The 22070-nt window shown below is 56.4% G+C and carries 23 protein-coding genes, 1 tRNA gene and 2 pseudogenes; 9 read left to right on the top strand and 17 right to left on the bottom strand.

All coding sequences use genetic code 11. The features are described 5' to 3' along the window. Window positions 1–3 precede the first annotated feature (3 nt). The 14 genes and pseudogenes from AAC632_RS07095 to AAC632_RS07030 all read right to left on the bottom strand — a co-directional run bounded on the left by AAC632_RS07095 (window position 4) and on the right by AAC632_RS07030 (window position 11351). Window positions 4–420: a carboxymuconolactone decarboxylase family protein gene (locus AAC632_RS07095; protein WP_340297336.1), complete on the bottom strand. Its 417-nt coding sequence runs from the start codon at window positions 418–420 to the stop codon at window positions 4–6. 23 nt (window positions 421–443) lie between these two features. After that, on the bottom strand, window positions 444–938 hold the full coding sequence (nuoI, locus tag AAC632_RS07090) for an NADH-quinone oxidoreductase subunit NuoI (protein ID WP_340297338.1): 495 nt from the start codon (window positions 936–938) through the stop codon (window positions 444–446). A gap of 3 nt (window positions 939–941) precedes the next feature. Further along, window positions 942–1979: an NADH-quinone oxidoreductase subunit NuoH gene (gene nuoH / locus AAC632_RS07085; protein ID WP_340297340.1), complete on the bottom strand. Its 1038-nt coding sequence runs from the start codon at window positions 1977–1979 to the stop codon at window positions 942–944. Window positions 1980–1986: 7 nt separating this feature from the next. Continuing rightward, window positions 1987–2286, bottom strand: a pseudogene (locus AAC632_RS07080) (hypothetical protein); the annotation flags it as partial. A gap of 136 nt (window positions 2287–2422) precedes the next feature. Further along, window positions 2423–4444 (bottom strand): NADH-quinone oxidoreductase subunit NuoG, encoded by a 2022-nt coding sequence (gene nuoG / locus AAC632_RS07075; protein WP_340297341.1) that lies wholly within the window; start codon window positions 4442–4444, stop codon window positions 2423–2425. A 70-nt stretch (window positions 4445–4514) separates the two neighbouring features. Continuing rightward, on the bottom strand, window positions 4515–4958 hold the full coding sequence (locus AAC632_RS07070) for a DUF5333 domain-containing protein (protein WP_340297342.1): 444 nt from the start codon (window positions 4956–4958) through the stop codon (window positions 4515–4517). Between the two features lie 117 nt (window positions 4959–5075). Next, window positions 5076–6362 carry an NADH-quinone oxidoreductase subunit NuoF gene (gene nuoF / locus AAC632_RS07065; RefSeq protein ID WP_340297343.1) on the bottom strand — a complete coding sequence of 429 codons (1287 nt, stop codon included), beginning with the start codon at window positions 6360–6362 and terminating at the stop codon, window positions 5076–5078. 3 nt (window positions 6363–6365) lie between these two features. Then, window positions 6366–6638, bottom strand: coding sequence for a DUF5337 domain-containing protein (locus AAC632_RS07060; protein WP_317656064.1), 273 nt, complete (start codon window positions 6636–6638; stop codon window positions 6366–6368). Window positions 6639–6764: 126 nt separating this feature from the next. Then, window positions 6765–7454: a hypothetical protein gene (locus AAC632_RS07055; RefSeq protein ID WP_340297345.1), complete on the bottom strand. Its 690-nt coding sequence runs from the start codon at window positions 7452–7454 to the stop codon at window positions 6765–6767. A 215-nt stretch (window positions 7455–7669) separates the two neighbouring features. Continuing rightward, window positions 7670–8503: pseudogene (gene nuoE / locus AAC632_RS07050) on the bottom strand (NADH-quinone oxidoreductase subunit NuoE); the annotation flags it as partial. Window positions 8504–8569: 66 nt separating this feature from the next. Next, window positions 8570–9793, bottom strand: coding sequence for an NADH-quinone oxidoreductase subunit D (locus tag AAC632_RS07045; protein WP_340297346.1), 1224 nt, complete (start codon window positions 9791–9793; stop codon window positions 8570–8572). Next, window positions 9790–10413 (bottom strand): NADH-quinone oxidoreductase subunit C, encoded by a 624-nt coding sequence (locus AAC632_RS07040; protein WP_340297348.1) that lies wholly within the window; start codon window positions 10411–10413, stop codon window positions 9790–9792. Before AAC632_RS07040 ends, AAC632_RS07045 begins: the two co-directional genes overlap by 4 nt. Before the next feature lie 48 nt (window positions 10414–10461). After that, entirely contained in the window at window positions 10462–10995 is a 534-nt protein-coding gene (locus AAC632_RS07035) for a NuoB/complex I 20 kDa subunit family protein (protein WP_317656068.1), read from the bottom strand. Beyond that, on the bottom strand, window positions 10986–11351 hold the full coding sequence (locus AAC632_RS07030; protein ID WP_317656069.1) for an NADH-quinone oxidoreductase subunit A: 366 nt from the start codon (window positions 11349–11351) through the stop codon (window positions 10986–10988). The genes AAC632_RS07035 and AAC632_RS07030 overlap by 10 nt, the downstream gene beginning before the upstream one ends. 258 nt (window positions 11352–11609) lie before the next feature. Here AAC632_RS07030 and ptsP point away from each other — a divergent pair, with 258 nt between their 5' ends. Beyond that, window positions 11610–13859, top strand: a complete 2250-nt coding sequence (gene ptsP, locus AAC632_RS07025) for a phosphoenolpyruvate--protein phosphotransferase (RefSeq protein ID WP_340299903.1) — start codon at window positions 11610–11612, stop codon at window positions 13857–13859. 3 nt (window positions 13860–13862) lie between these two features. On the opposite strand, the gene AAC632_RS07020 is transcribed toward ptsP, so the two are convergent. Beyond that, the gene (locus tag AAC632_RS07020) at window positions 13863–14612 is read right to left on the bottom strand and encodes an SDR family NAD(P)-dependent oxidoreductase (protein WP_340297351.1); all 750 of its coding nucleotides are present in this window, start codon (window positions 14610–14612) and stop codon (window positions 13863–13865) included. Window positions 14613–14744: 132 nt separating this feature from the next. Here AAC632_RS07020 and acuR point away from each other — a divergent pair, with 132 nt between their 5' ends. The 4 genes from acuR to AAC632_RS07000 are packed head-to-tail and all read left to right on the top strand — an operon-like array spanning window position 14745 to window position 18561. After that, window positions 14745–15422, top strand: coding sequence for an acrylate utilization transcriptional regulator AcuR (gene acuR, locus AAC632_RS07015; RefSeq protein ID WP_340297354.1), 678 nt, complete (start codon window positions 14745–14747; stop codon window positions 15420–15422). Then, a complete protein-coding gene (gene acuI / locus AAC632_RS07010) occupies window positions 15404–16396 on the top strand; it encodes an acrylyl-CoA reductase (NADPH) (RefSeq protein WP_340297356.1) in 993 nt (330 codons plus the stop codon). The genes acuR and acuI overlap by 19 nt, the downstream gene beginning before the upstream one ends. Before the next feature lie 24 nt (window positions 16397–16420). Continuing rightward, on the top strand, window positions 16421–16945 hold the full coding sequence (locus AAC632_RS07005; RefSeq protein ID WP_445322643.1) for a dimethylsulfonioproprionate lyase family protein: 525 nt from the start codon (window positions 16421–16423) through the stop codon (window positions 16943–16945). Between the two features lie 20 nt (window positions 16946–16965). Continuing rightward, entirely contained in the window at window positions 16966–18561 is a 1596-nt protein-coding gene (locus tag AAC632_RS07000; RefSeq protein WP_340297358.1) for a GMC family oxidoreductase, read from the top strand. Here AAC632_RS07000 and AAC632_RS06995 read toward each other — a convergent pair. After that, window positions 18558–19034: a GNAT family N-acetyltransferase gene (locus AAC632_RS06995; protein ID WP_340297360.1), complete on the bottom strand. Its 477-nt coding sequence runs from the start codon at window positions 19032–19034 to the stop codon at window positions 18558–18560. The genes AAC632_RS07000 and AAC632_RS06995 overlap by 4 nt on opposite strands. 82 nt (window positions 19035–19116) lie before the next feature. Here AAC632_RS06995 and AAC632_RS06990 point away from each other — a divergent pair, with 82 nt between their 5' ends. The 4 genes from AAC632_RS06990 to AAC632_RS06975 all read left to right on the top strand — a co-directional run bounded on the left by AAC632_RS06990 (window position 19117) and on the right by AAC632_RS06975 (window position 21524). Beyond that, a complete protein-coding gene (locus tag AAC632_RS06990; protein ID WP_340297362.1) occupies window positions 19117–19719 on the top strand; it encodes a flavin reductase family protein in 603 nt (200 codons plus the stop codon). An 87-nt stretch (window positions 19720–19806) separates the two neighbouring features. Then, window positions 19807–20679: an S-methyl-5'-thioadenosine phosphorylase gene (locus tag AAC632_RS06985; protein WP_340297364.1), complete on the top strand. Its 873-nt coding sequence runs from the start codon at window positions 19807–19809 to the stop codon at window positions 20677–20679. Between the two features lie 23 nt (window positions 20680–20702). After that, complete coding sequence (locus tag AAC632_RS06980) at window positions 20703–21242, top strand: adenine phosphoribosyltransferase (RefSeq protein ID WP_317656083.1); 540 nt, start codon at window positions 20703–20705, stop codon at window positions 21240–21242. 197 nt (window positions 21243–21439) lie between these two features. After that, window positions 21440–21524 (top strand) — tRNA-Leu (locus AAC632_RS06975). A 61-nt stretch (window positions 21525–21585) separates the two neighbouring features. On the opposite strand, the gene AAC632_RS06970 is transcribed toward AAC632_RS06975, so the two are convergent. Next, window positions 21586–21897 (bottom strand): DUF6280 family protein, encoded by a 312-nt coding sequence (locus AAC632_RS06970; protein WP_317656084.1) that lies wholly within the window; start codon window positions 21895–21897, stop codon window positions 21586–21588. Window positions 21898–22070: the final 173 nt, after the last annotated feature.

Here is a 22070-nt window from a genome sequence, read left to right as displayed (position 1 = left end):
ATTTTAGTCCTCGCCTTCGTCAATGGCCGCTTTGGCCAGTTCCATCGCTTTGTTCATCGCAGGCACACCGCCAAACATAGCGGCCATGCCAATGGTCTCAGCAATCTCTTGCGGGCTTGCCCCTGCCTCGACCGCGTGGCGCACCGTCATACGGATTTGCGCCTCGGCCAATGCGCCCTGAACGGTCAGACCATGCAGGGTCAAAAGCAGCCGCGTTTTCGCGTCCAAACCCCCAGGATTGAATTGCTTTCCAAAGAAAGCCTCCATCATTTCGGCGGGCATGGTGGGCCAAAGTTTATCAAGATTTGACGCAGTAATATTCGCCATGGCGGGGTTAACCGCCTTGAGGAAGTCCTGTGTCATCTCTTGCGTTTGGCGCATCAATGCCTCGAAAGGATTCTGGGGGAACTCGTTACTCATTTTACACACTCACGGGTTCGGACTTACCGATACGGCGCGTCCAACTCTAGGTTGCGGGCAATTTCCGCTTCCCATCTCTCACCATTGGCCAGAAGTTTGGCCTTGTCGTAATACAGTTCTTCACGGGTTTCAGTGGCGAATTCGAAATTCGGCCCTTCAACAATCGCATCCACAGGGCAAGCCTCTTGGCAGAAACCGCAATAGATGCATTTGGTCATATCGATATCGTAGCGCGTGGTGCGGCGGCTGCCGTCCTCGCGGGGTTCTGCGTCAATCGTGATCGCCTGTGCGGGGCAAATCGCCTCGCATAATTTACACGCGATGCAGCGTTCTTCGCCATTAGGATAGCGGCGCAGCGCATGTTCACCGCGAAAACGCGGCGACAGAGGCCCCTTTTCATGCGGGTAATTGACGGTCGCTTTGGGGGCAAAGAAATACTTAAAGCCCAGCTTGAAGCCTTTAAAAAAGTCGACCAGCAAGAAATATTTTGCAGCGCGGATATAATCGATCTGTGTCATCGTTTAGCCCCCAATTGCCCAACGGGCATATGCCCCACCAAAGAGTTCAAACTTTGCAAGGAAAGCGACCAAGACGACCCAAGCCAAAGACATAGGCAGGAACACTTTCCAACCGATGCGCATCAATTGGTCATAGCGGTAGCGCGGCACAACCGCCTTTACCATCGCGAAGAAGAAGAAGAATACGGCCATCTTAGCGACCATCCACAGCGCGCCATCTGCGACCCCTGGAATGGGCGATAGCCAACCGCCGAAGAACAACAGCGTCATCAGCGCGCACATCAAGAAGATCGCGATATATTCGCCGGCCATGAACAGCAAGAAAGGTGTCGAAGAATATTCAACCTGATAGCCCGCGACCAATTCCGATTCCGCTTCGGGCAGATCGAAGGGCGGGCGGTTGGTTTCAGCAAGCGCCGAGATGAAGAACAAAAACACCATCGGCAAATGCGGCAACCAATACCACGAGAACAGGCCGAAATCCCCGTCCTGCGCGCGCACGATATCGCCAAAGTTCAGCGAGCCAGTCGAAATGATTACCCCAACGATGATCAGACCAATGGACACCTCATAAGAGATCATTTGCGCTGCCGAGCGCAAAGAGCCAAGGAACGGGTATTTCGAGTTGGACGCCCATCCCCCCATGATCACGCCATAAACCTCAAGCGAGGAAATCGCGAAAACATACAGGATTGCCACGTTCAAATCGGCCAAAACCAATGTATCGTTGAACGGGATCACCGCCCAAGCAATCATGGCCAAGACAAAACTGGTCATTGGCGCCAAAAGGAATACGGGGCGATCCGCACCTGCGGGGATCACGACCTCCTTCACGACATATTTCAGCGCATCGGCCACGGTCTGCAACACGCCAAACACACCCACCACATTGGGGCCGCGGCGCATCTGAACAGCCGCCCAAATTTTGCGGTCGCCATAAACAAGAAAAAGTAGCGAAACCATCACAAAGCCGATCACAAGCAAACATTGTGCTGCGATGATCAGCATCATTCCGGGCGTGGTTGATAAGAAACCGTCCATGTCGTCCTCAAACCGTCGGTATGCCGTTATCCTGACAGGCCGCAACGATGACTTCTGCATCTATCGTTTGCGACCCGAGCGGGAGCGATGGCGAGATGGTGTAAACCGCATCTCCGCGCCAAATGCCACCCTCTTCGTATACATTTGTGCGCACATGTCGCGCAAAACCATATTCGCGGATCAGCGCATATTGCGCTGCCGCACATTTGGCATAGTCCTCGACATTACTTGTCGTGGCCGCGCCTGACATTTGCACGATGAAATTCACCAAGTCGTCGTCCAGTAGTCTTGTCTCTACACCGTCATAAAAAGCGGGTGGCCCTTAATCGTAACGCGGAATGGTCTGGCATCCCGCAAGGCCTAAGCCCGCCCATATCAGCCCCGCGACCATCATAGAACCCCGTTTCGAGATAATATGATGTAAATCGCGGAACATCATTTCTTCATTCAGCCGCCAATGCGGCCGCATTACGCGCCTTTGCATTCGCCGATAGCTCGGCCATCAATTGGCTGGCGCGGGCAATCGGGTTGGTTAGGTAATGATCTGCAATGGCCGATTTGAAATCTGCCTTACCCAAGGCCTTTTGCGTCAGAGCCGCGCCTGAATTCGCGGGCAACTCGTCCACCATAGCCAAATGCGGCACGGCTTTCACTAAGGCCTGACGCAATTGGGTTTGGGTATCGTAAGGCAATGTCGCGCCCAATTCAGCGGAAAGCGCGCGCAAAATCGCCCAATTTTCCTTGGCTTCATTGGGGGGGAAATTCGCGCGCAGCGCCAATTGCGGACGCCCTTCGGTGTTTACGAAGAGGCCATTTTCTTCGGTATAAGCTGCAGCAGGCAGAATGACATCCGCACGATGCGCGCCACGATCCCCGTGGCTGCCTTGATAGATAACAAAGGCACCATCGGCGATCTCAACCTCATCTGCGCCGAGGTTATAGATGACATCCGCATCTTTTACCGCGGCGGGCAGCCCCCCCTTGGTAACAGCGCCCACATCCATCGCGCCCACGCGGGCCGCGGCCGTGTGCAAGACCAAGAGGCCCGATTTGGTTTTCTCAGCCAAGGCTTGCGCTGCGGCCAAAACCGCCTCGCCATCGGCCTCACGCAGGGCCCCTTGGCCGATGATGACCAGTGATGCCTGTTTTGCGACCGCCCCTGCCGCACGGGACAAGGTATTCTCCAAGGCCGCACGATCTGTGCCCAGATGTGCATAGTCATAGGTCAGATCAGCCTCTTCGCCGATCACCTCGACATTTGCGCCGCGCGCCCATGCTTTGCGAATCCGCGCATTGAGCACGGGGGCCTCAAGGCGGGGGTTGGTGCCGATTAGAATGATATGATCTGCGTGATCAATATCTTCAATCGCCGCTGTGCCCACATAGGCCGCGCGATTGGCTTCGGGCAATTTCGCGCCATCGGTGCGGCATTCTACAACGCCACCTTGACCCTCGATCATCTGTTTCATTGCAAAAATCGCCTCAACGGGGGCCAAATCACCCACGAGACTGACAATTTTCTTAGCGCCTTTCAGCGCCTCCGCGGCTTTGGCCAAAGCCTCGCCCCACGTTGCTTTGCGCAATTTACCTTTTTCGCGGATATAGGGCACATCAAGCCGCTGGCGGCGCAGGCCATCCCACACAAAGCGGGTTTTATCCGAAATCCATTCCTCGTTCACGCCATCATGGTTGCGCGGCAGGATACGCATCACTTCGCGCCCTTTTGTATCCACGCGGATATTGCTGCCAAGCGCGTCCATCACATCGATAGTCTCGGTCTTGCTCAACTCCCAAGGCCGCGCGGTAAAGGCATAAGGCTTGGAGGTCAGCGCGCCCACGGGGCACAGGTCGATGATGTTGCCCTGCAAGTTCGAATTCAGGGTTTCCCCAAGATAAGAGGTGATCTCTGCATCCTCGCCACGGCCTGTCTGGCCCATTTGGGTGATCCCTGCCACCTCGGTGGTGAAGCGCACGCAGCGCGTGCAGGAAATGCAGCGCGTCATGTGGGTTTCGACCAAGGGGCCCAAGTCCAAATCTTCTGAGGCACGTTTGGGTTCGCGATACCGGCTAAAATCCACGCCGTAAGCCATGGCCTGATCTTGCAGATCACATTCACCGCCTTGGTCACAGATTGGACAATCAAGCGGGTGGTTGATCAGAAGAAACTCCATGACCCCTTCGCGGGCTTTCTTCACCATAGGCGAATTGGTTTTCACCACAGGCGGCTGACCTTCTGGGCCAGGGCGCAAATCGCGCACCTGCATCGCGCAAGAGGCCGCAGGTTTGGGGGGGCCACCCACAACCTCAACCAAACACATCCGGCAGTTGCCCGCGATGGAGAGGCGCTCGTGATAGCAGAAGCGCGGAATTTCGATTCCTGCCACTTCACAAGCTTGGATCAGGGTCATCGCCCCTTCCACCTCGATCTCATTCCCATCAATTACGATTTTTCTCAGGTCGCTCATGCGCGCGGTCCTTCGTTGGCCTCAGGGCGGGTCTGGAATTTATGCCCTGCAAATTCGCTTTTGGTGCCTTCTAACCCTCAACAAGCAATCTGCCAACGGCTGACTGCGAAGAAATTTCGTCGCGGCCCAATCTGCACATAGATTGGGCATCTTCGACACTTGCTTCGCGCTCTGCCAGATAGGCCGCTGCTAGGGCACGGTATCGTGCTTTGTCAGCATCGCTGTCGAGATAGTCTTCTAGCTCAGCACGCGAATAGCCCAAGGATATGCCGCGATCAACCAAACTTCGTGCAAAAGCCCAAGCGCGCATAATCCGTGCATTGATACTGTCACAATGATTGCGCACCAATCGCCCGATTGAGATGACCAAAAGACCCTCATGAATTTGGGGATCGTTGCGCAAGGCATCAAAGCGATCCTCAGCCCTTGCAGGCATCGCCGCTGCCGCCAAAAGCAGCGTAAGGACCAAGGCGCGCACCATCGCGCGCGGGCCATTTCGAGGGGATTTGTGCATCTGCGTTACCATATTCAAATCAGGCCACATCGGATGTCAGAGCGCAATTCACAAGCCCGTGCAGAGCTTAGACCAACGATAGATACAAAAACGGGGCCGCAAGGGCCCCGTTCTCTATCATTCTGCTGCAATCGCGGCACCGCGTTTTGATTTGATGCGATCTTCAATTTCATCACGGAAATTGCGGATCAAACCTTGGATCGGCCATGCAGCCGCATCACCAAGCGCGCAAATTGTATGACCTTCAACCTGCTTGGTCACATCAAGCAGCATATCGATTTCTTCAACCGATGCCTCGCCTTTGACCAAACGATCCATCACGCGCATCATCCAGCCCGTGCCTTCGCGGCAAGGCGTGCATTGGCCACAAGATTCGTGCTTGTAGAATTTCGACAAGCGCCAAATCGCTTTGATGATGTCTGTGGATTTATCCATCACGATCACCGCAGCTGTGCCAAGGCCAGAGCGCTGTTCGCGCAGATAATCAAAATCCATGATGGCCTCGCGCATATCCTCACCACGGATACAGGGCACAGATGATCCACCGGGAATGACCGCCTTAAGGTTATCCCAGCCACCGCGAATGCCGCCGCAATGACGCTCGATCAATTCCTCAAATGTGATCGACATCGCCTCTTCCACCACGCATGGGGTGTTCACATGGCCAGAAATTGCAAAAAGTTTTGTCCCTGCATTATTGGGGCGCCCAAAGCCCGCAAACCATTCAGCCCCACGGCGCAAAATGGTCGGCACAACTGCGATTGATTCGACATTGTTCACCGTGGTCGGGCATCCATAAAGACCCGCCCCCGCAGGGAAGGGTGGTTTCATGCGTGGCATGCCTTTTTTGCCCTCAAGGCTTTCAAGAAGCGCGGTTTCCTCGCCGCAAATATAGGCCCCTGCCCCGTGATGCAGGTATAGATCAAAATCCCAACCCGATTTCGCGGCATTTTTGCCCAGAAGGCCCGCATCATAACATTCGTCAATCGCGGCCTGTAGGGCCTCGCGTTCGCGGATATATTCACCGCGGATATAGATGTAGCAGGCATGGGCCCCCATCGCGAAAGAGGCGATCAAACATCCCTCAATCAGCGTATGAGGGTCATGGCGCATGATCTCGCGGTCTTTACAGGTGCCAGGCTCAGATTCGTCCGCATTCACCACCAAGTATGACGGGCGACCATCGCTTTCCTTCGGCATGAAGGACCATTTCAGACCTGTGGGGAACCCTGCCCCGCCACGGCCCCGCAATCCCGATGCTTTCATGATCTCAATGATTTTGTCACGGCCCAGCGCAATCAGGTCTTTGGTGCCATCCCAATGGCCCCGCGCCTTTGCGCCTTTCAGGCCGCGCTCATGCATCCCATAGATGTTGGTAAAGATGCGGTCTTTATCCTGAAGCATGTCCTAGTCCTTGTCGTTCTGGCGCTGCCCGTGCCCCGCACGGAGTTTTTTACGGCCTTGCCATACCTGATACGTTACCACAAGCGCCCAGAAAAGGGCCGCAATTGCCGCAAGGTCAAACAAAAAAGCCAGTCTCGCAGGCCACCCAAGATGGGCACCGATGGCCTGCATCAACATCCACAATAGCATTGCCCCCGCAATAACCAAGGCAGCCACCCGCCCCTTGCGGTCGAGCGCGGCATCTTCAGCGTTTTGCATTGGCAGTTTGCGGGTCATTCATTTGGTCTGCAACATGGCATGTCATTTGCTCGGGGTTTTAACGGGGGTGGCTGCAAGCTGCAAGAAAAAGCGGCCCCGTATCTGGGATGCAGGGCCGCCTTTTGAAGGAATTCGCATTAGGACTTAGTAGACATCCCCATCGCCAACGCGTTTTGAGAATTCCGTTTGCCCACCGGCTGCCAAGGTTTTGGCTTGCGCAACCCAATTATCGCGGCTGACGCGGCCCTTAAACCCTTCGAGGTTCTGATCAACCCATGCAACCTCATCCGCCGTCCAAGAGGCAATTTGGTCAAAATGGTAAAACCCTAAACGATTGAGCAACGCCTCCAGTTTCGGGCCAACGCCTTTGATCATTTTCAAATCATCCGCTCCTGAGGCGCGCGCGGCGCTCAAGGCGGCAGGGCGCGTGCCCGCGCCTGTGGTGGCCGCGGGTGCGGCGGCTTTGGCAGCCGCTTTGGGTTTTGCTGTGGCTTTGGGTTTCGCCGCTGCTTCTGGCTTGGAGGCGGCTTTAGGTTTTGCAGCAGGTTTTGTGGTTGTGGATGCAGCAGGTGCTGCCGCCTTCGGGGCCGCGGGTTTTGGCGCTACGGGCTGTGGCGCAGAAACGCTCTTATTGGCGGGCTCAGGCAAGCTGCGACACAGCGTGAGCATCAAAAACAACCCCACACCAACCGCCACGATCACAGCCGCAAACACGGCTTGCATAAAGCTCCAATCGCCAAGGACTGCCACAAGCACCGCTGCAAATGCCCCGACCAATGCCGCCAAGCCCCATGACACAGCTGCACAGGTCAAACCCCCTGAATTCTCGCTCATTTATTTTCCCCCGTCTGATCGTAGATTTTTGATCACTGATTTCGACATGCGCCTGTCGCGCCTTAATGTCCGGCAACTTACCCTATCTTTTCACATATAAAAAACATCTTTTCATGGGGTGACATGTAAAAAACCCGCCATAAAGGCGGGTTTTTTGTGGAATTGATCCGAATTTTGAATGGTAAAGCCGCTTATTCGCTCGACTTTGGCTTGCGCGATGCGGGCTTTGCTGCCGCTTTTTTGGCGGCTGGTTTCTTAGCAGCAGGCTTTTTCGCAGGCGCTTTCTTCGCCGCATTTGCGGGTTTGGGCCGCGCGGCCTCCTTGGGAAGACCGGCCGATGACTGCTTACCCCAAGGGGCCAGCAATGGCACCTCGGTGCCATCAATCCGCTTGACCGTATCACCGATATCTGCCGCCAATCGCGCAGAGGCATTCAGCGGATCGCGGCCCTTTTCATGTGCGGCCAAACTGGTCAGACCCGATGCAGGCTCGGATGTATAGCGGCCATTTTGTGGCCCAGGTGTCGGCACCTTGCCTGCCGACAATTCATCAATAATCTCAGACAGGCGCGCCGCCGTCAGGTCTTCGTAATAGTCCTTGCCGATCTGCGCCATTGGCGCGTTGGAACAGGCGCCCAAACATTCGACCTCTTCCCACGAGAACTTGCCATCTTTTGACAGCTCATGCGGGTTGGGGGCAATTTTCTCGCGGCAAATGCCAATCAAATCTTCCGCGCCACAGATCATGCAGGAGGTGGTGCCGCAAACCTGAATATGCGCCACGCTGCCCACGGGCTGCAATTGGAACATGAAATAGAAGGTCGCGACTTCCAAGGCGCGGATATAGGCCATGCCGAGCATATCAGCGACAAATTCAATCGCAGGCTTGCTGAGCCACCCTTCCTGTTCTTGTGCGCGCCACAACAGGGGAATAATCGCCGAAGCCTGACGTCCTTCAGGGTATTTGGTGATCTGCGCCTCAGCCCATGCCTGATTTTCAGGGGTAAAGGCAAAGCTATCTGGCTGTTCCGAATGAAGGCGTCTGAGCATCGTAAAGTTTTCCGTCAACAGGTTGAACGCGGCGGTGATCCCGCCGCTGCAAAGGCCGATCGGAGATCAGCGGTCAATCTCACCAAACACAACATCAAGCGACCCAAGAACAGCAGACACATCCGCCAATTGGTGGCCGCGGCATAGGTGATCCATCGCCTGAAGATGCGCAAATCCAGGGGCGCGGATCTTAGAGCGGTAAGGTTTGTTGCTGCCATCAGAAACCAGATAGACACCAAACTCACCTTTCGGGGCCTCGACGGCGGCATAAATTTCGCCCTCAGGGACGTGGAAGCCCTCGGTATAAAGTTTGAAGTGATGGATCAGCGCCTCCATCGAGGTTTTCATCTCACCGCGTGAGGGCGGGGTGATCTTGCCGCGTGCCAGAACATCGCCCTGATTTTCGGGCAGTTGCAACTTAGCACAGGCTTGGCGGATGATCGAAATGGATTGGCGCATTTCCTCCATGCGGCACAGGTAGCGATCATAGCAATCGCCATTCTTGCCCACAGGGATTTGGAATTCGAACTCGTCATAGCATTCATAGGGCTGTGCGCGGCGCAAATCCCATGCCAAACCAGACCCGCGGGCCATAACCCCCGAGAATGCCCAGTTTTGAATATCTTCTTCAGTAACAATGCCAATATCGACATTGCGCTGTTTGAAGATGCGGTTTTCGGTCAAAAGCCCGTCAATATCTGACAACACGCGCGGGAAGTCCTTCGCCCATGTATCGATATCCGCAATCAATTCATGGGGCAGATCTTGGTGCACGCCACCGGGGCGGAAATAGGCCGCGTGCAAACGCGCACCACAGGCGCGCTCGTAGAACACCATCAGCTTTTCGCGCTCCTCAAAGCCCCAAAGGGGCGGCGTCAGCGCGCCCACATCCATTGCCTGCGTGGTCACGTTCAGCAAATGGTTCAAGATACGCCCGATCTCGCAATAGAGAACACGGATCAACTGGGCGCGGCGCGGCACCTCGACACCTGTCATACGTTCGATCGCCAAGCACCATGCGTGCTCTTGGTTCATCGTGCCAACGTAATCCAAACGGTCGAAATAAGGCAGGTTTTGCAGATAGGTGCGGCTTTCCATCAGCTTTTCTGTGCCGCGATGCAAAAGGCCGATATGGGGATCACAGCGCTCGCAAATCTCGCCGTCCAATTCTAGCACCAAACGCAACACGCCATGCGCTGCGGGGTGTTGTGGCCCGAAATTGATATTGAAATTGCGAATTTTCTGCTCGCCTGTCAGCGCGTCTTCAAATCCTTTGGAGCCGTCCATCATTTCTGCGCCTCCTTGGCTTGGTCTGCCTTCTCATCCCCGGGCAGCACATATTGCGCGCCTTCCCATGGGCTCATGAAATCAAATTGGCGGTATTCCTGAACCAGTTTTACAGGCTCGTAGACCACGCGCTTGAGCGCCTCGTCATAGCGCAGCTCAACATAGCCAGTGGTCGGGAAATCCTTGCGCAACGGATGACCGCGAAAGCCGTAATCGGTCAAAATGCGGCGCAGATCGGGGTGGCCTGTGAAAAGGATGCCGAACATATCGAACACTTCGCGCTCAAACCAATTCGCCGATGGATGAATCAACACGATAGAGGGGGCCATCTCATCCTCGCGCAGCGCTGCTTTAAGGCGGATGCGCTGATTTTGATACATGGACAAGAAATGCCAGACCAAATCAAAGCGCCGCTCCCGACCGGGGTAATCCACAGCGGTCACATCGACCAAGGTCGAGAAGGCGCAATTGCGGTCGAGTTTCAAGAATTCCACGAAATCCAAAAGATGGGCCAAAGAGACCTCAACCGTCAATTCGCCGCGTATGATGGCGCTGCCCATCACGGCTTCGGGCTGCTTTTCGGCCAGATAATTCGCCAATTCTTGCAAGGCCTGGTCGCTCATTGCGTCACTCTCTTTTTGGTTCGAGCGCCTTGCGCCCAAAGATGCGCCTTAGCGCGTAATCGTTCCCGTGCGGCGGATTTTGCGCTGCAACTGAAGGATACCATAAAGCAGCGCTTCAGCGGTCGGAGGGCAGCCAGGAACATAAATATCCACTGGCACAATCCGATCACAGCCGCGCACAACGGAATAGCTGTAATGGTAGTAACCGCCGCCATTCGCACAAGATCCCATCGAGATCACATAGCGCGGTTCAGGCATCTGGTCGTAAACCTTGCGCAACGCAGGGGCCATTTTGTTGGTCAAAGTGCCCGCCACGATCATAACATCCGACTGGCGTGGAGAGGCGCGTGGGGCGATCCCGAACCGCTCCGCATCATAGCGCGGCATTGAGGTGTGCATCATCTCAACCGCGCAGCACGCCAGACCAAATGTCATCCAATGCAAGCTGCCCGTGCGCGCCCAGTTGATGATGTCCTCTGTCGAGGTCAGCAAAAACCCTTTATCCTGAAGCTCGCGATTAAGCGCTTGGGTGGCGACCTCTTTGTCCACACCTGCGGTGTTTTGACCTGTCATCACTCCCATTCCAGCGCTCCTTTTTTCCATTCATAGGCAAAGCCAATGGTCAGCACGCCTAAGAACACCATCATCGACCAGAACGCCGTCATCGACATATCTGGGAAGGCAACCGCCCACGGGAACAGGAACGCGATTTCCAAATCAAAGATGATGAACAGGATCGACACCAAATAGAAACGCACATCAAATTTCATGCGCGCATCATCAAAGGCGTTGAACCCACATTCATAGGCGGAAACTTTTTCAGGATCAGGATTGCGCACAGCGACAATCACAGCAGCCAAAATCAGGATCAGGCCAAGGCCGATGGCCATGGCAAGAAAGATCAAAATTGGCGCGTATTCAGAAAGAAGGTCTTGCAAGATGCTCTCCCTCGGTTGTCAGGAACCGTGGCAAAGGGTGTCCGGTCAGCGCAGGGTCTAGCGCCAAGCCTTGAAGTGGTCAACCGATGCGCGCGCATTGCGCACGTTTTGTCGCTGCTTTTTTCAACCAAAGGCCCGAGTTTCGTGCAAATTTATGCCGCAAGGCGCGGATTGCGCTAACCCTGTGTTGCGCGACACCTGCATCGGGCGGTATGTCTAGGCCGAACGACAAGCCCCCATGGGGCTAAATGAGGGACTATGCCAGAGCGCACGGAAACCGAGAGCCGCAAATTGCTGCGCCGCCTGCAAGCCAGTTTGGCCGAAGCAGGCGCAGGACAGGAGCGACTTGACCGTATCACCCATCTGATCGCCGATTCGATGGGCACGGAGGTATGCTCGATTTACCTGCTGCGCGATTCCGACACCCTCGAGCTTTGCGCGACTGAGGGCTTGGCCCCAGAGGCCGTTCATGTCACCCGAATGCGCCTCGGCGAGGGTCTGGTGGGGCGCGTTGCCCGCGATGCCCGACCCATTAACACCCCCAACGCCCCCGCCGCGCGTGGATTTCGTTATATGCCTGAGACGGGCGAAGAGCGGTATTCCAGTTTCTTAGGCGTGCCAATCCAGCGCTTAGGGGAACGGCTTGGCGTTTTGGTTGTGCAATCGAAAGAGGCGCGCAGCTATTCGGAAGATGAACTCTATGCCCTAGAGGTTGTCGCGATGGTTCTGGCTGAAATGACAGAACTTGGCGCCTTTGTCGGTGAGGGCGAGGCTTTATCGGCTCGTCACCAGTCGCAGGTGATGATCCGTGGCGGTGTCGCGCAAGAGGGCGTGACCGAAGGCGCGGTTTACCTACACGAACCGCGCGTGGTCGTCACCCGCCCCGTAGCCGATGATCCAGAGGCCGAACAAGCCCGCCTATCGGATGCAATCGCCACGCTGCGCCAATCGGTTGATCAGCTTTTGACCCGTATGGACAACGATGACAGCGAGGAACGCCAAGTTCTCGAAGCTTATCGCATGTTCGCCAATTCGCGCAGTTGGATCAAACGGATGCAAGAGGACATTGCGCGCGGCCTATCGGCCGAAGCAGCCGTTGAAAAAGAACAATCAGCCGCCCGCGCGCGGCTCGAAACTGTGCCTGACGCCTATTTGCGCGAACGTTTGCAGGATTTAGACGACCTTTCAAACCGCCTTTTGCGGATTTTGACAGGTCAAGGCGGCGACACGGGCGCGGAAATGCCCGAACACCCGATTCTCGTGGCACGCAACATTGGGCCAGGGGAATTGTTGGATTATGGCCGCCGCCTCAAAGGCGTGGTGCTTGAGGAGGGATCGGTTGGAAGTCACGCGGCGATTGTGGCCCGCGCCCTTGCCATTCCGCTAATCATCAATGCCAAACGTATCACAACCGAGGCGCTGAACGGTGACCCGATTTTGGTCGATGGCGAGCAGGGCATCGTGCATTTGCGGCCCGAAGAGAATGTGGCCAAGGCGTTTCGCGATAAAATCGCCATGCAGGCCGCAGCCCAAAAACGCTATGCCTCGATCCGTGACAAACCCGCCGAGACGCTTTGCGGCACGCGTATCACGCTTGAGATGAATGCGGGCCTTATGGCGGATCTTCCCTCCCTGCCCTCGTCAGGTGCTGAAGGCGTAGGATTATTTCGCACGGAATTGCAATTTCTAACGCGCAATCAAGTGCCACGGCGCGGGGAATTGGCCGCGCTCTATTCTCGCGTCATGGATGCAGCAGGCAGCAAGCGCGTGGTGTTTCGCACGCTTGATATTGGGTCGGATAAGGTGCTGCCCTATATGAAGCGGCCAGAAGAACCAAACCCCGCCTTGGGGTGGCGCGCGATCCGCGTGGGTCTTGATAAACCGGGCGTTATGCGGATGCAGTTGCAGGCCCTAATCCGCGCGGCACACGGCCGCCCGCTTTCGGTCATGTTCCCCTTTGTGGCCCAGCTTGAAGAATTCACCGAGGCCCGTGATCATCTTTTGCGCGAAATGGATCGCGAAGCGGCCTTGGGACATATCTTGCCCAAAACCCTTAAAATCGGGGCCATGCTGGAAACCCCAAGCCTTGCTTTCGCACCGCGCCAATTTTTTGAAATGGCTGATTTTGTCTCAATCGGCGGCAATGACCTTAAGCAGTTCTTCTTCGCCGCTGACCGCGAGAACGAACAGGTGCGCCGCCGCTATGACACGCTCAATGTCAGTTTCTTGAATTTCCTAGAAATGATCGTCACGCGGTGCGCGGAAACTGAAACCGATTTGTCATTTTGTGGCGAGGATGCAGGCCGCCCCCTTGAGGCGTTGTGCTTTGCCGCGATGGGTTTGCGCAAATTGTCGATGCGCCCCGCCTCCATCGGCCCCGTCAAAAGCCTCTTGCGGCGGGTTGATTTGCGCGAACTGCGCGCCGTGATCCGCGAAGCGCAGGCAACAGGGGCGATGAGCGTGCGCTGCGCGGTTGCAAACTGGCTCGCTAATCAAAACGGCCATTAGGCCCTAGCTGCGCAGCGCAGGCAGCCCAACGCCTGTCGACTCAAACCCCCCATCCGCAGCCAGTATTTGACCAGAGATGTAGCTCGCTTTTTCACTGCATAGGAAGCAGATCGCTTCAGCAATCTCACGCTCGGACCCATAACGATTGAGCGGGATCGCATCATGATAGGCGGCGATGATGGCGGGCGAATGCACCGCAATCGACAATTTCGTGCGCACAGGGCCAGGGCAGACGCAATTCGAACGAATGCCGTATTCGCCCAATTCTGCCGCCTGCTGTTTGGTCAAATGAATAACAGCCGCCTTGGTCGTGCCATAAGCCACCCGCAAGGTTGACGCCCGCAGACCAGAAATTGACCCAATATTGACAATCGCGCCATGGGTTTCCTTTAGCGCAGGCGTCATTGCCTGTGACATCAGAAAAACGCCATCTAAATTGGTCGCCATGACACGGCGCCATGTTGTGAAATCGCATTCTTCAATCGGCCCAAATTCCGCGACACCTGCATTATTCACCAAAGCATCCACGCGCCCCATTTTGGCGCTGATCTGGGTCGCCAGTTCTGCCACAGCCTCAGGGTCTGAGACATCGCAAACAAACCCTAGGGCCCCATCACGCGGGGTGGATGTCGCGCCAAGTTCGGCCGCATCGCGATCCACCATCGCAACCCGCCAGCCCATCTCAAGGAAAAGATCAGTGGTGGCCAATCCGATACCGCGCGCGGCCCCCGTTACAATCGCTACTTTGCTCACCTGTTTGTCCCTCCCTTTATGTTGGCTTTGCCGTGGCATCCTGACGGGTTCCGCGCTCGTGGCAAGCGGAATTTATGCCGCCCGAAAAATGAGGGCTTTTATTATTAGACCGAGCCGTCTAAGAAATATCGCATGAGCTTAGCCGATGTGACATATGACGCCCCCAAACGCCGTGGCCGCCCCGCCACTGCGCCCCAAGACGCGGCCACCTATCAGCGATTGATCCGCGCCGGGTTGGTGCATCTCACAGAGCGGGGTTATTCTGCGGTCGGGCTTGATATGATCCTGACGCATGCCCGTGTGCCAAAGGGCAGTTTCTATCATTATTTTCCCAGCAAGGCCGCCTTCGGTCGCGCCGCCATCGCGGCCTATCGCGCCTATTTCGTGGCAAAGATGGAACGCCACTTGAGCGATGACAGTCTTGCCCCGCTTGCCCGTGTCGCGGCCTTTGCTGCGGCGGCCGAGGCGGGCATGGCCCGTCACGGCTTTCGGCGCGGATGTTTGATTGGCAATCTGGGCCAAGAAATGGGCGCATTGCCCGAAGAATTTCGAGCCGATCTCATTGCGACCTTGGAAGATTGGCAAGCCCGCTTGGCGCGGGTTCTACAGCTTGCCCAAAATCAGGGCGAGATATCCCCCCATCAAAACCCCGCCGATCTGGCGCAAATGTTCTGGATCGGATGGGAGGGCGCCGTTTTGCGGGCCAAATTGGAACGCGGGCCTGCGCCCTTGCGCCTGTTTGCAGCGCGATTTCTTGCACAACTTAACACCACCCCAAAAGGAGATGCCCTATGTTCGATGCCATCGTAATCAGCAAAGAGGATGATCAGCAAAGCGTGGCCTTGCGCCAAATCGCCAAGGAAGACTTGCCCGAGGGGGATGTTTTGGTCGAAGTGGCTTGGTCAACCTTGAATTACAAGGACGCGCTCGCCATCACAGGGGCCGCGCCAGTGGTGCGCGGTTTTCCGATGGTTCCCGGCATTGACCTATCGGGCATCGTCCGTGAAAGCGCAGATCCACGCTATAATCCCGGCGATCGGGTGGTCTTGAACGGATGGGGTGTTGGTGAAAAACATTGGGGCGGTTTGGCGCGTTTCGCACGGCTCAAGGGCGATTGGTTGGTTCCACTTCCCGATGGTGTCAGCCTGCGCCAAGCGATGGAGATCGGCACGGCAGGATATACCGCGCAGCTCTGCGTCAGCGCCTTGGTGAAGGCCGGTCTCACGCCAGAGGCGGGCGAGGTCGTGGTCACGGGGGCCGCGGGCGGTGTTGGCAGTGTTACAGTGGCCCTTTTGGCGGCGAAAGGATTTACTGTCTGTGCGGTCACGGGCCGCGCCGAGGAAGAAGCCTATCTTAAATCCTTGGGCGCAAGCGAAATCCTGCCGCGAGAGGAATTCGCAGGCAAACCCCGTCCCCTCGACAAGGAGCGTTTCGCAGGCGCGGTCGATGTTGCGGGCAGCACCGTCTTGGCTAATGTTATCTCGAAAATGAAATATCGTGGGCTTGTCGCCGCCTGTGGCCTTGCCGCAGGCATGGATTTGCCAAGCTCGGTCGCGCCCTTCATTTTGCGCGGGGTCAGCCTATTGGGGGTCGACAGTGTCATGGTGCCGCGCGATGAGCGGATTGATGCATGGGCGGCCCTGGCCAAAGATTTGGATATGAGCAAATTGGCGGCAATCGCCCATGAAATGGCCCTTGAAGATGTCATCGCAGAGGCGCCAAAATTTCTTGAAGGTAAAATCCGCGGCCGCGTGGTTGTGCCTTTGAATGCGGCACTGGCCTGATAGGGCCCCAAAAGGATAGCAGCTATGACAGCCCCCCTTGCCCCTTTAGCGCTTGAGGTTGAGGCCCCAAAGCGGCTTATGGCCTTTCCAAATTGGGTCTATCTCTTGCGCGAGTTTGAGGCGCTTTACAGGCGCGGCTCGGCGGGGGGATCAAAACCAATCCGCACCCACCGCAAACGGGTGCGTGAAGGCATCTCGCAGGTATTTGACACAAATCCCGTGGTGATGCCGCGCGGGCCGATCTATTCTGAAAAGATGATCTTGGGTTTTGTTCTCTTTGCCCCCCGCACCACTTACCCGCAACACAGCCATGCGGAAATTGAAGAAAGCGATATCTCGGTCGCGGGCGATTGGTCTGAAAACGAGGTCGCAGTTCATGCGCCAGGTTCGTTAATCCTAAACCGCCCCGGTGACGAACATCGGATAACAACGGCGGATCTTGATCCCTGCCTCTTGGCATATGCATGGCTTGGGCCTGAAAGCAAACTTTCAAGCCCAGGGATGAAGCTTTCTGCAACAAGAAAAGCCCGTATTGAAGCGGGCATATAAAAAGCAATCGAGGTCAAATTATGCAGGCAGCGGATATTGTGATTGTCGGCGCAGGGTCAGCGGGATGTGTGTTGGCCAATCGCCTGTCTGAAAATGGCAAGCACAAGGTCGTGTTGTTAGAGGCGGGTGGGCATGACCGCCACCCTTGGGTGCATATCCCCGTGGGATATCTCTATGCGATGGGAAATCCGCGCCTTGATTGGTGCTATAAAACCGCGCCTGTGGCGGGGTTGAATGGGCGCGCGCTCAACTATCCGCGTGGGCGGGTTTTAGGGGGCTGCTCCTCAATCAATGGAATGATCTATATGCGCGGCCAAGCGCGCGACTATGATCTTTGGCGCCAGATGGGCAATACGGGCTGGGGATGGGAGGATGTCCTGCCCTATTTCAAACGCTCGGAAGATTATCATCGCGGCGCGGACGCCCTGCATGGCGCAGGCGGCGAAATGCGCGTGGAAAATCAGCGCCTGTCATGGGAAATTTTAGATGCGGTGCGGGAAGCCGCCGCTGAAATGGGCATCCCGCCCTCAGATGATTTCAACACAGGCGACAATGAGGGCGCGGGATATTTCGAAGTGACCCAAAGAGGCGGTTTGCGGTGGAATGCGCGCCGCGCCTTCCTTGATCCTGCCAAAACCCGCAAGAACCTGAGGATCGTAACGAATGCCGAGGCCGAGCAAATCGTCATCACCGAGGGGCGCGTTCGCGCCTTGCGCTATCGTCAAAACGGGATCGTCAAAGACATCCAAATCCGTGGTGAGTTGGTCTTAGCCGCAGGGGCAATTGGCACACCGAAACTTTTGGAGTTGTCAGGGATCGGCCAAGCGGAGCGCCTACAGGGTTTGGGCATACCCGTGATCCAAGACAGCCCCGAGATTGGCGAAAACCTCGCCGATCACCTTCAGATCCGCACGATTTTCCGCATTTCAGGCGCAAAAACACTCAACACCCTTTACGCCTCGCTCTGGGGGCGGGCCAAAATTGCGCTTGAATATGCACTCAAGCGATCTGGCCCGATGGCCATGGCCCCCTCACAACTGGGTATTTTCACGAAATCAAGTTCCGATTACGAAACCGCTAATATCGAATATCATGTGCAGCCCCTATCGCTTGAAGCTTTTGGTCAGCCTTTGCATGACTTCCCCGCCCTCACCATCTCGGTCTGCAACCTGCGCCCAGAAAGCCGCGGTTCGGTGCATATCACCTCGCCCGATGCAAACGCCGCCCCTGTCATTGACCCGAATTACCTATCGGCTGAAGCTGATCAGCGCGTGGCGGTCGATAGCATCAAACATGCCCGCCGCCTGATGCAAACCGAACGCTTGCGCGCCTTTGCACCGCAAGAAATCAAACCTGGCACCCATATCAATAGCGAAGGTGATCTGGTGTGCGCCGCAGGCGATATCGCAACCACGATTTTTCACCCTGTCTCAACCGTTCGAATGGGAGCGGCTCAAAACGCGCCGCTTGACCCAGAGTTGCGCTTGCGCGGGATTTCGGGCCTGTCTGTGGCGGATGCCAGCGTGATGCCATCCATCCCCTCGGGAAATACCCATGCCCCCGTGACCATGATTGCCGAAAAAGCCGCAGATTTGATCTTGGCGCGCCTCGCTTAGGCACCCCAACGCGTCACTTTCCCCGTGACCCCTGACCAATCCCCAACGCCCAAAATGCGAGCAGGGTTGGTGGGTGGTGGCATCTCTACCCCCTCGAGGCGGTGAAACCCGAAGCGGCTATAATACGGGGCATCCCCCACCAACATGGTGCGCGACCAGTGCAAGGCGTCAGCCCGCCGCAGACCTTCACGGATCAGCAGCCCGCCCAAACCTTCCCCCTGACGGGTGGGATGCACGGCAATCGGACCAAGCAACAACGCCTCTTTGGCCCTGACACGCACGGGCCAAAAGCGGATCGCCCCACCAATCGCGCCATAGTCATCGCGGGCTATGAGACAGAGCTCCTCAACAGGCGGCACCCCATCACGCAAGCGATAGGAACTCAGGGCCGTGCGCCCGGGCGCAAAGCACAGATCGAAAAGGGCTTCGACCTCCCACCAGTCATTTGGCTGCTCTTTGGCTATATCGACCATTGGCTGCTCATGTAATGCCTCTGGTCAAACTGGTAGCACGGCACTAGCTCAATGCCAAACCGAAGAAGCAAAAGGCGCGGCGATGTTCTATAAACCTGATGACGGCCACCCCCTGCCCCACAACCCATTCAATGCCATAGTCGCACCGCGCCCGATTGGGTGGATTTCGACACGGGGGAGCGATGGTCAGGACAATCTTGCGCCTTATTCCTTTTTCAACGCAGTCGCCTATGTGCCGCCACAGGTGATGTTCGCCTCGACCTCGGCCAAAGCGGATCGCGGCGGCACCAAGGATAGCGTGGCCAATATTCGCGAGACGGGGGTGTTTTGTGTTAATCTCGTGGGCTACGAGATGCGCGATATGATGAACCAAAGCTCTGGCCCGTGGCCAAGGGGCGTGGATGAATTCACCCATGCACAGATCGCCCGTGCCCCCTGTGAAACCATTGCGGCGGCGCGGGTGGCCAACGCCCCCGCAAGCCTTGAATGCAAACTGACCCAAATCGTTGCCTTGGACGGGGCACATAATTTTGCGGTCTTTGGCGAAGTGACGGGGGTTCATATCCGCCCCGATTGCCTGAATGATGGCCGCTTTGACATCACCCGCGCGGGCGTGATTTCACGGCTTGGCTATCAGGATTACGCGCAAATCGGTGAAATTTTCACCATGACGCGGCCTGAATAGGCCAAAATACCAATTCGCGGGTTCCCTTCCCCCCGCCGCTTGCGATACTGCACGCTTGGATTTGGAACCAACCCATGGAGGGGCAGGATGACAGAGCGCGTGATTGGCGTGATCGGCGGCTCGGGCGTCTATGAGATAGACGGGCTTGAGGGCGCGAAATGGGCTGAGGTGAACAGCCCATTTGGCACACCCTCTGACGCCATCCTGACGGGCCGCCTGAGCGGGGTCAGCATGGCCTTTTTGCCCCGCCACGGGCGCGGTCATGTCCACAGCCCCACCACGGTGCCCTATCGCGCCAATATTGACGCGCTAAAACGCCTTGGGGTGACCGAATTGATCTCTGTCTCCGCCTGCGGGTCATTCCGCGAAGACTTGGCGCCTGGTGATTTCGTCTTGGTTGATCAATTCATCGACCGCACCTTCGCGCGCGATAAATCTTTTTTCGGCACAGGTCTGGTGGCCCATGTCAGCGTGGCGCATCCAACCTGCGCGGATCTCAGCGCAAAATTGGCCAAGGCCGCAAGCGCAAGCAGCGCAAAACTGCATCAAGGCGGCACGTATCTGGCGATGGAAGGCCCGCAATTCTCGACCCTCGCGGAATCACTGATGTATCGCAATGAATGGAAGGCCGATGTGATCGGCATGACCAATATGCCAGAGGCAAAATTGGCCCGCGAAGCGGAGATGTGCTACGCCCCGATTGCAATGATTACGGATTATGACAGTTGGCATGCAGATCACGGCGCAGTGGATATCACCGAGATCATCAAAACCCTCACAGGAAATGCAGAGAATGCGCGCAAAACCATAGCCGCCTTGCCTGCGCTTTTGGGGCCTGAGCGCGCGCCTTGTCGGTGCGGCTGTGATCGCGCATTGGATCACGCCATCATGACGGCCCCCGATAAGCGCGACCCTGATATGGTCACCAAGCTAGATGCGATTGCAGGCCGCGTGCTGTAAGGCCCGCCGAACGGAGAGACGCTATGACGCCCCAAAAAACGGTTCAGGATTATATCCGCACCATTCCCGATTTCCCGCATGAGGGGATTTTATTTCGTGACGTGACCACGCTTTTTGCAGACCCGCGCGGGTTTCGATTGGCTGTGGATCAATTGCTTGCCCCTTATGTTGGGCAAAAGATTGATAAGGTCGCGGGGCTTGAGGCGCGGGGGTTCATCCTTGGCGGCGCGGTCGCGCATCAACTGGGCAAAGGTTTTGTTCCTATTCGCAAGAAAGGCAAATTGCCCGCGGCCACAATCAGCGAAGATTACGCATTGGAATATGGCACCGCCACTGTCGAGATCCATGATGATGCTTTCGAGGCGGGTGAACGTGTCCTGCTCGTGGATGATCTCTTGGCCACTGGCGGCACGGCGCGAGCGGGCATTCACCTGATTGAGCGCCTCGGCGCGCAGGTGACGGGCTGCGCCTTTGTGGTTGATCTGCCCGAATTGGGGGGGCGCGCCAAGCTTGAGGAGATGGGCCAAAGCGTTCACGCGCTCTGCCAATTCGATGGGCTATAAAATTTTTCGCAATTTCACCAAAATTTAACGCCCTGCCCTGTATCGAAGGGGCGTTCGCCAGCACGTGCGAACATGTTGCTTGCTAACCCAAACCCTCGCCTCGCTCATATTATGGGCGGGGCGAATTTTGGATGTAGGGGATGGAACGTGCCTTGGCCGCTTGCGGGGCGGGAAACTTTCCTCTAGTCAAACCCTGTGGCCGCTTGCTGGAACTGGTAGACAGACCGGACTTAAAATCCGAGGCTTTCGGGCGTGTGGGTTCGAGTCCCACAGCGGCCACCACCTTCCCCAAAAAAACGCGCCCCAATGGGACGCGTTTTGAAAGATCAGGCGTGACGTTTGATCAGGCAGCTTCGGCCTGATTGCGGCGTTCGCTTTCCTCGCGGCTCAGCGCAACAGAGGTGCGCACGCCAGAGGCCACAAATTTCATCAAGCCTTGAACAACGCGCTCATTGGGGTCGATCCCTGCACAGCTGAGCACTTCGCGCCCATCACGGGAGCGCGCCCAGCGTGCGATTTGCTCTGGACCGTTGCCGAATTTCTTGTCATCGGCGATTGCATCATCAAGCGCGGCCAAAACAACGGCAGCAAACAACTTGCGTGCGCGTTGACCTTGCTCGTAATTGAAGGCGGTGCCATCAACGAAATCTCGCATTTCGTCGTCCTTTTTATTTTTTGCTCTTGCGTTTTGCGGCGTGGGGCCCCTTATGCACATGTTCTAAGCGATTCTGGTATGCGAATATTGCATACCTCGTATGCGTTTTTTGCATGGGATCGCATTTAATGCTGCACGGCGCTTGTGTATTGCCACCCTGATATCGCCTAGAT

Origin of the sequence: Roseobacter sp. HKCC-CH-9351 (assembly GCF_037830295.1) — a bacterium.
Taxonomy (GTDB): Bacteria; Pseudomonadota; Alphaproteobacteria; order Rhodobacterales; family Rhodobacteraceae; genus M30B80.
This window is presented reverse-complemented; position numbering and strand designations above follow the sequence as displayed.

What these genes read in the sequence shown, in the direction of transcription:
- AAC632_RS07095 (WP_340297336.1), bottom strand. Translation starts at nt 420, where the DNA reads ATGAGTAACGAGTTCCCCCAGAATCCTTTCGAGGCATTGATGCGCCAA.
- nuoI (WP_340297338.1), bottom strand. Translation starts at nt 938, where the DNA reads ATGACACAGATCGATTATATCCGCGCTGCAAAATATTTCTTGCTGGTC.
- nuoH (WP_340297340.1), bottom strand. Translation starts at nt 1,979, where the DNA reads ATGGACGGTTTCTTATCAACCACGCCCGGAATGATGCTGATCATCGCA.
- nuoG (WP_340297341.1), bottom strand. Translation starts at nt 4,444, where the DNA reads ATGAGCGACCTGAGAAAAATCGTAATTGATGGGAATGAGATCGAGGTG.
- AAC632_RS07070 (WP_340297342.1), bottom strand. Translation starts at nt 4,958, where the DNA reads ATGCACAAATCCCCTCGAAATGGCCCGCGCGCGATGGTGCGCGCCTTG.
- nuoF (WP_340297343.1), bottom strand. Translation starts at nt 6,362, where the DNA reads ATGCTTCAGGATAAAGACCGCATCTTTACCAACATCTATGGGATGCAT.
- AAC632_RS07060 (WP_317656064.1), bottom strand. Translation starts at nt 6,638, where the DNA reads ATGACCCGCAAACTGCCAATGCAAAACGCTGAAGATGCCGCGCTCGAC.
- AAC632_RS07055 (WP_340297345.1), bottom strand. Translation starts at nt 7,454, where the DNA reads ATGAGCGAGAATTCAGGGGGTTTGACCTGTGCAGCTGTGTCATGGGGC.
- AAC632_RS07045 (WP_340297346.1), bottom strand. Translation starts at nt 9,793, where the DNA reads ATGATGGACGGCTCCAAAGGATTTGAAGACGCGCTGACAGGCGAGCAG.
- AAC632_RS07040 (WP_340297348.1), bottom strand. Translation starts at nt 10,413, where the DNA reads ATGAGCGACCAGGCCTTGCAAGAATTGGCGAATTATCTGGCCGAAAAG.
- AAC632_RS07035 (WP_317656068.1), bottom strand. Translation starts at nt 10,995, where the DNA reads ATGGGAGTGATGACAGGTCAAAACACCGCAGGTGTGGACAAAGAGGTC.
- ptsP (WP_340299903.1), top strand. Translation starts at nt 11,610, where the DNA reads ATGCCAGAGCGCACGGAAACCGAGAGCCGCAAATTGCTGCGCCGCCTG.
- acuR (WP_340297354.1), top strand. Translation starts at nt 14,745, where the DNA reads ATGAGCTTAGCCGATGTGACATATGACGCCCCCAAACGCCGTGGCCGC.
- acuI (WP_340297356.1), top strand. Translation starts at nt 15,404, where the DNA reads ATGTTCGATGCCATCGTAATCAGCAAAGAGGATGATCAGCAAAGCGTG.
- AAC632_RS07005 (WP_445322643.1), top strand. Translation starts at nt 16,421, where the DNA reads ATGACAGCCCCCCTTGCCCCTTTAGCGCTTGAGGTTGAGGCCCCAAAG.
- AAC632_RS07000 (WP_340297358.1), top strand. Translation starts at nt 16,966, where the DNA reads ATGCAGGCAGCGGATATTGTGATTGTCGGCGCAGGGTCAGCGGGATGT.
- AAC632_RS06995 (WP_340297360.1), bottom strand. Translation starts at nt 19,034, where the DNA reads ATGGTCGATATAGCCAAAGAGCAGCCAAATGACTGGTGGGAGGTCGAA.
- AAC632_RS06990 (WP_340297362.1), top strand. Translation starts at nt 19,117, where the DNA reads ATGTTCTATAAACCTGATGACGGCCACCCCCTGCCCCACAACCCATTC.
- AAC632_RS06985 (WP_340297364.1), top strand. Translation starts at nt 19,807, where the DNA reads ATGACAGAGCGCGTGATTGGCGTGATCGGCGGCTCGGGCGTCTATGAG.
- AAC632_RS06980 (WP_317656083.1), top strand. Translation starts at nt 20,703, where the DNA reads ATGACGCCCCAAAAAACGGTTCAGGATTATATCCGCACCATTCCCGAT.
- AAC632_RS06970 (WP_317656084.1), bottom strand. Translation starts at nt 21,897, where the DNA reads ATGCGAGATTTCGTTGATGGCACCGCCTTCAATTACGAGCAAGGTCAA.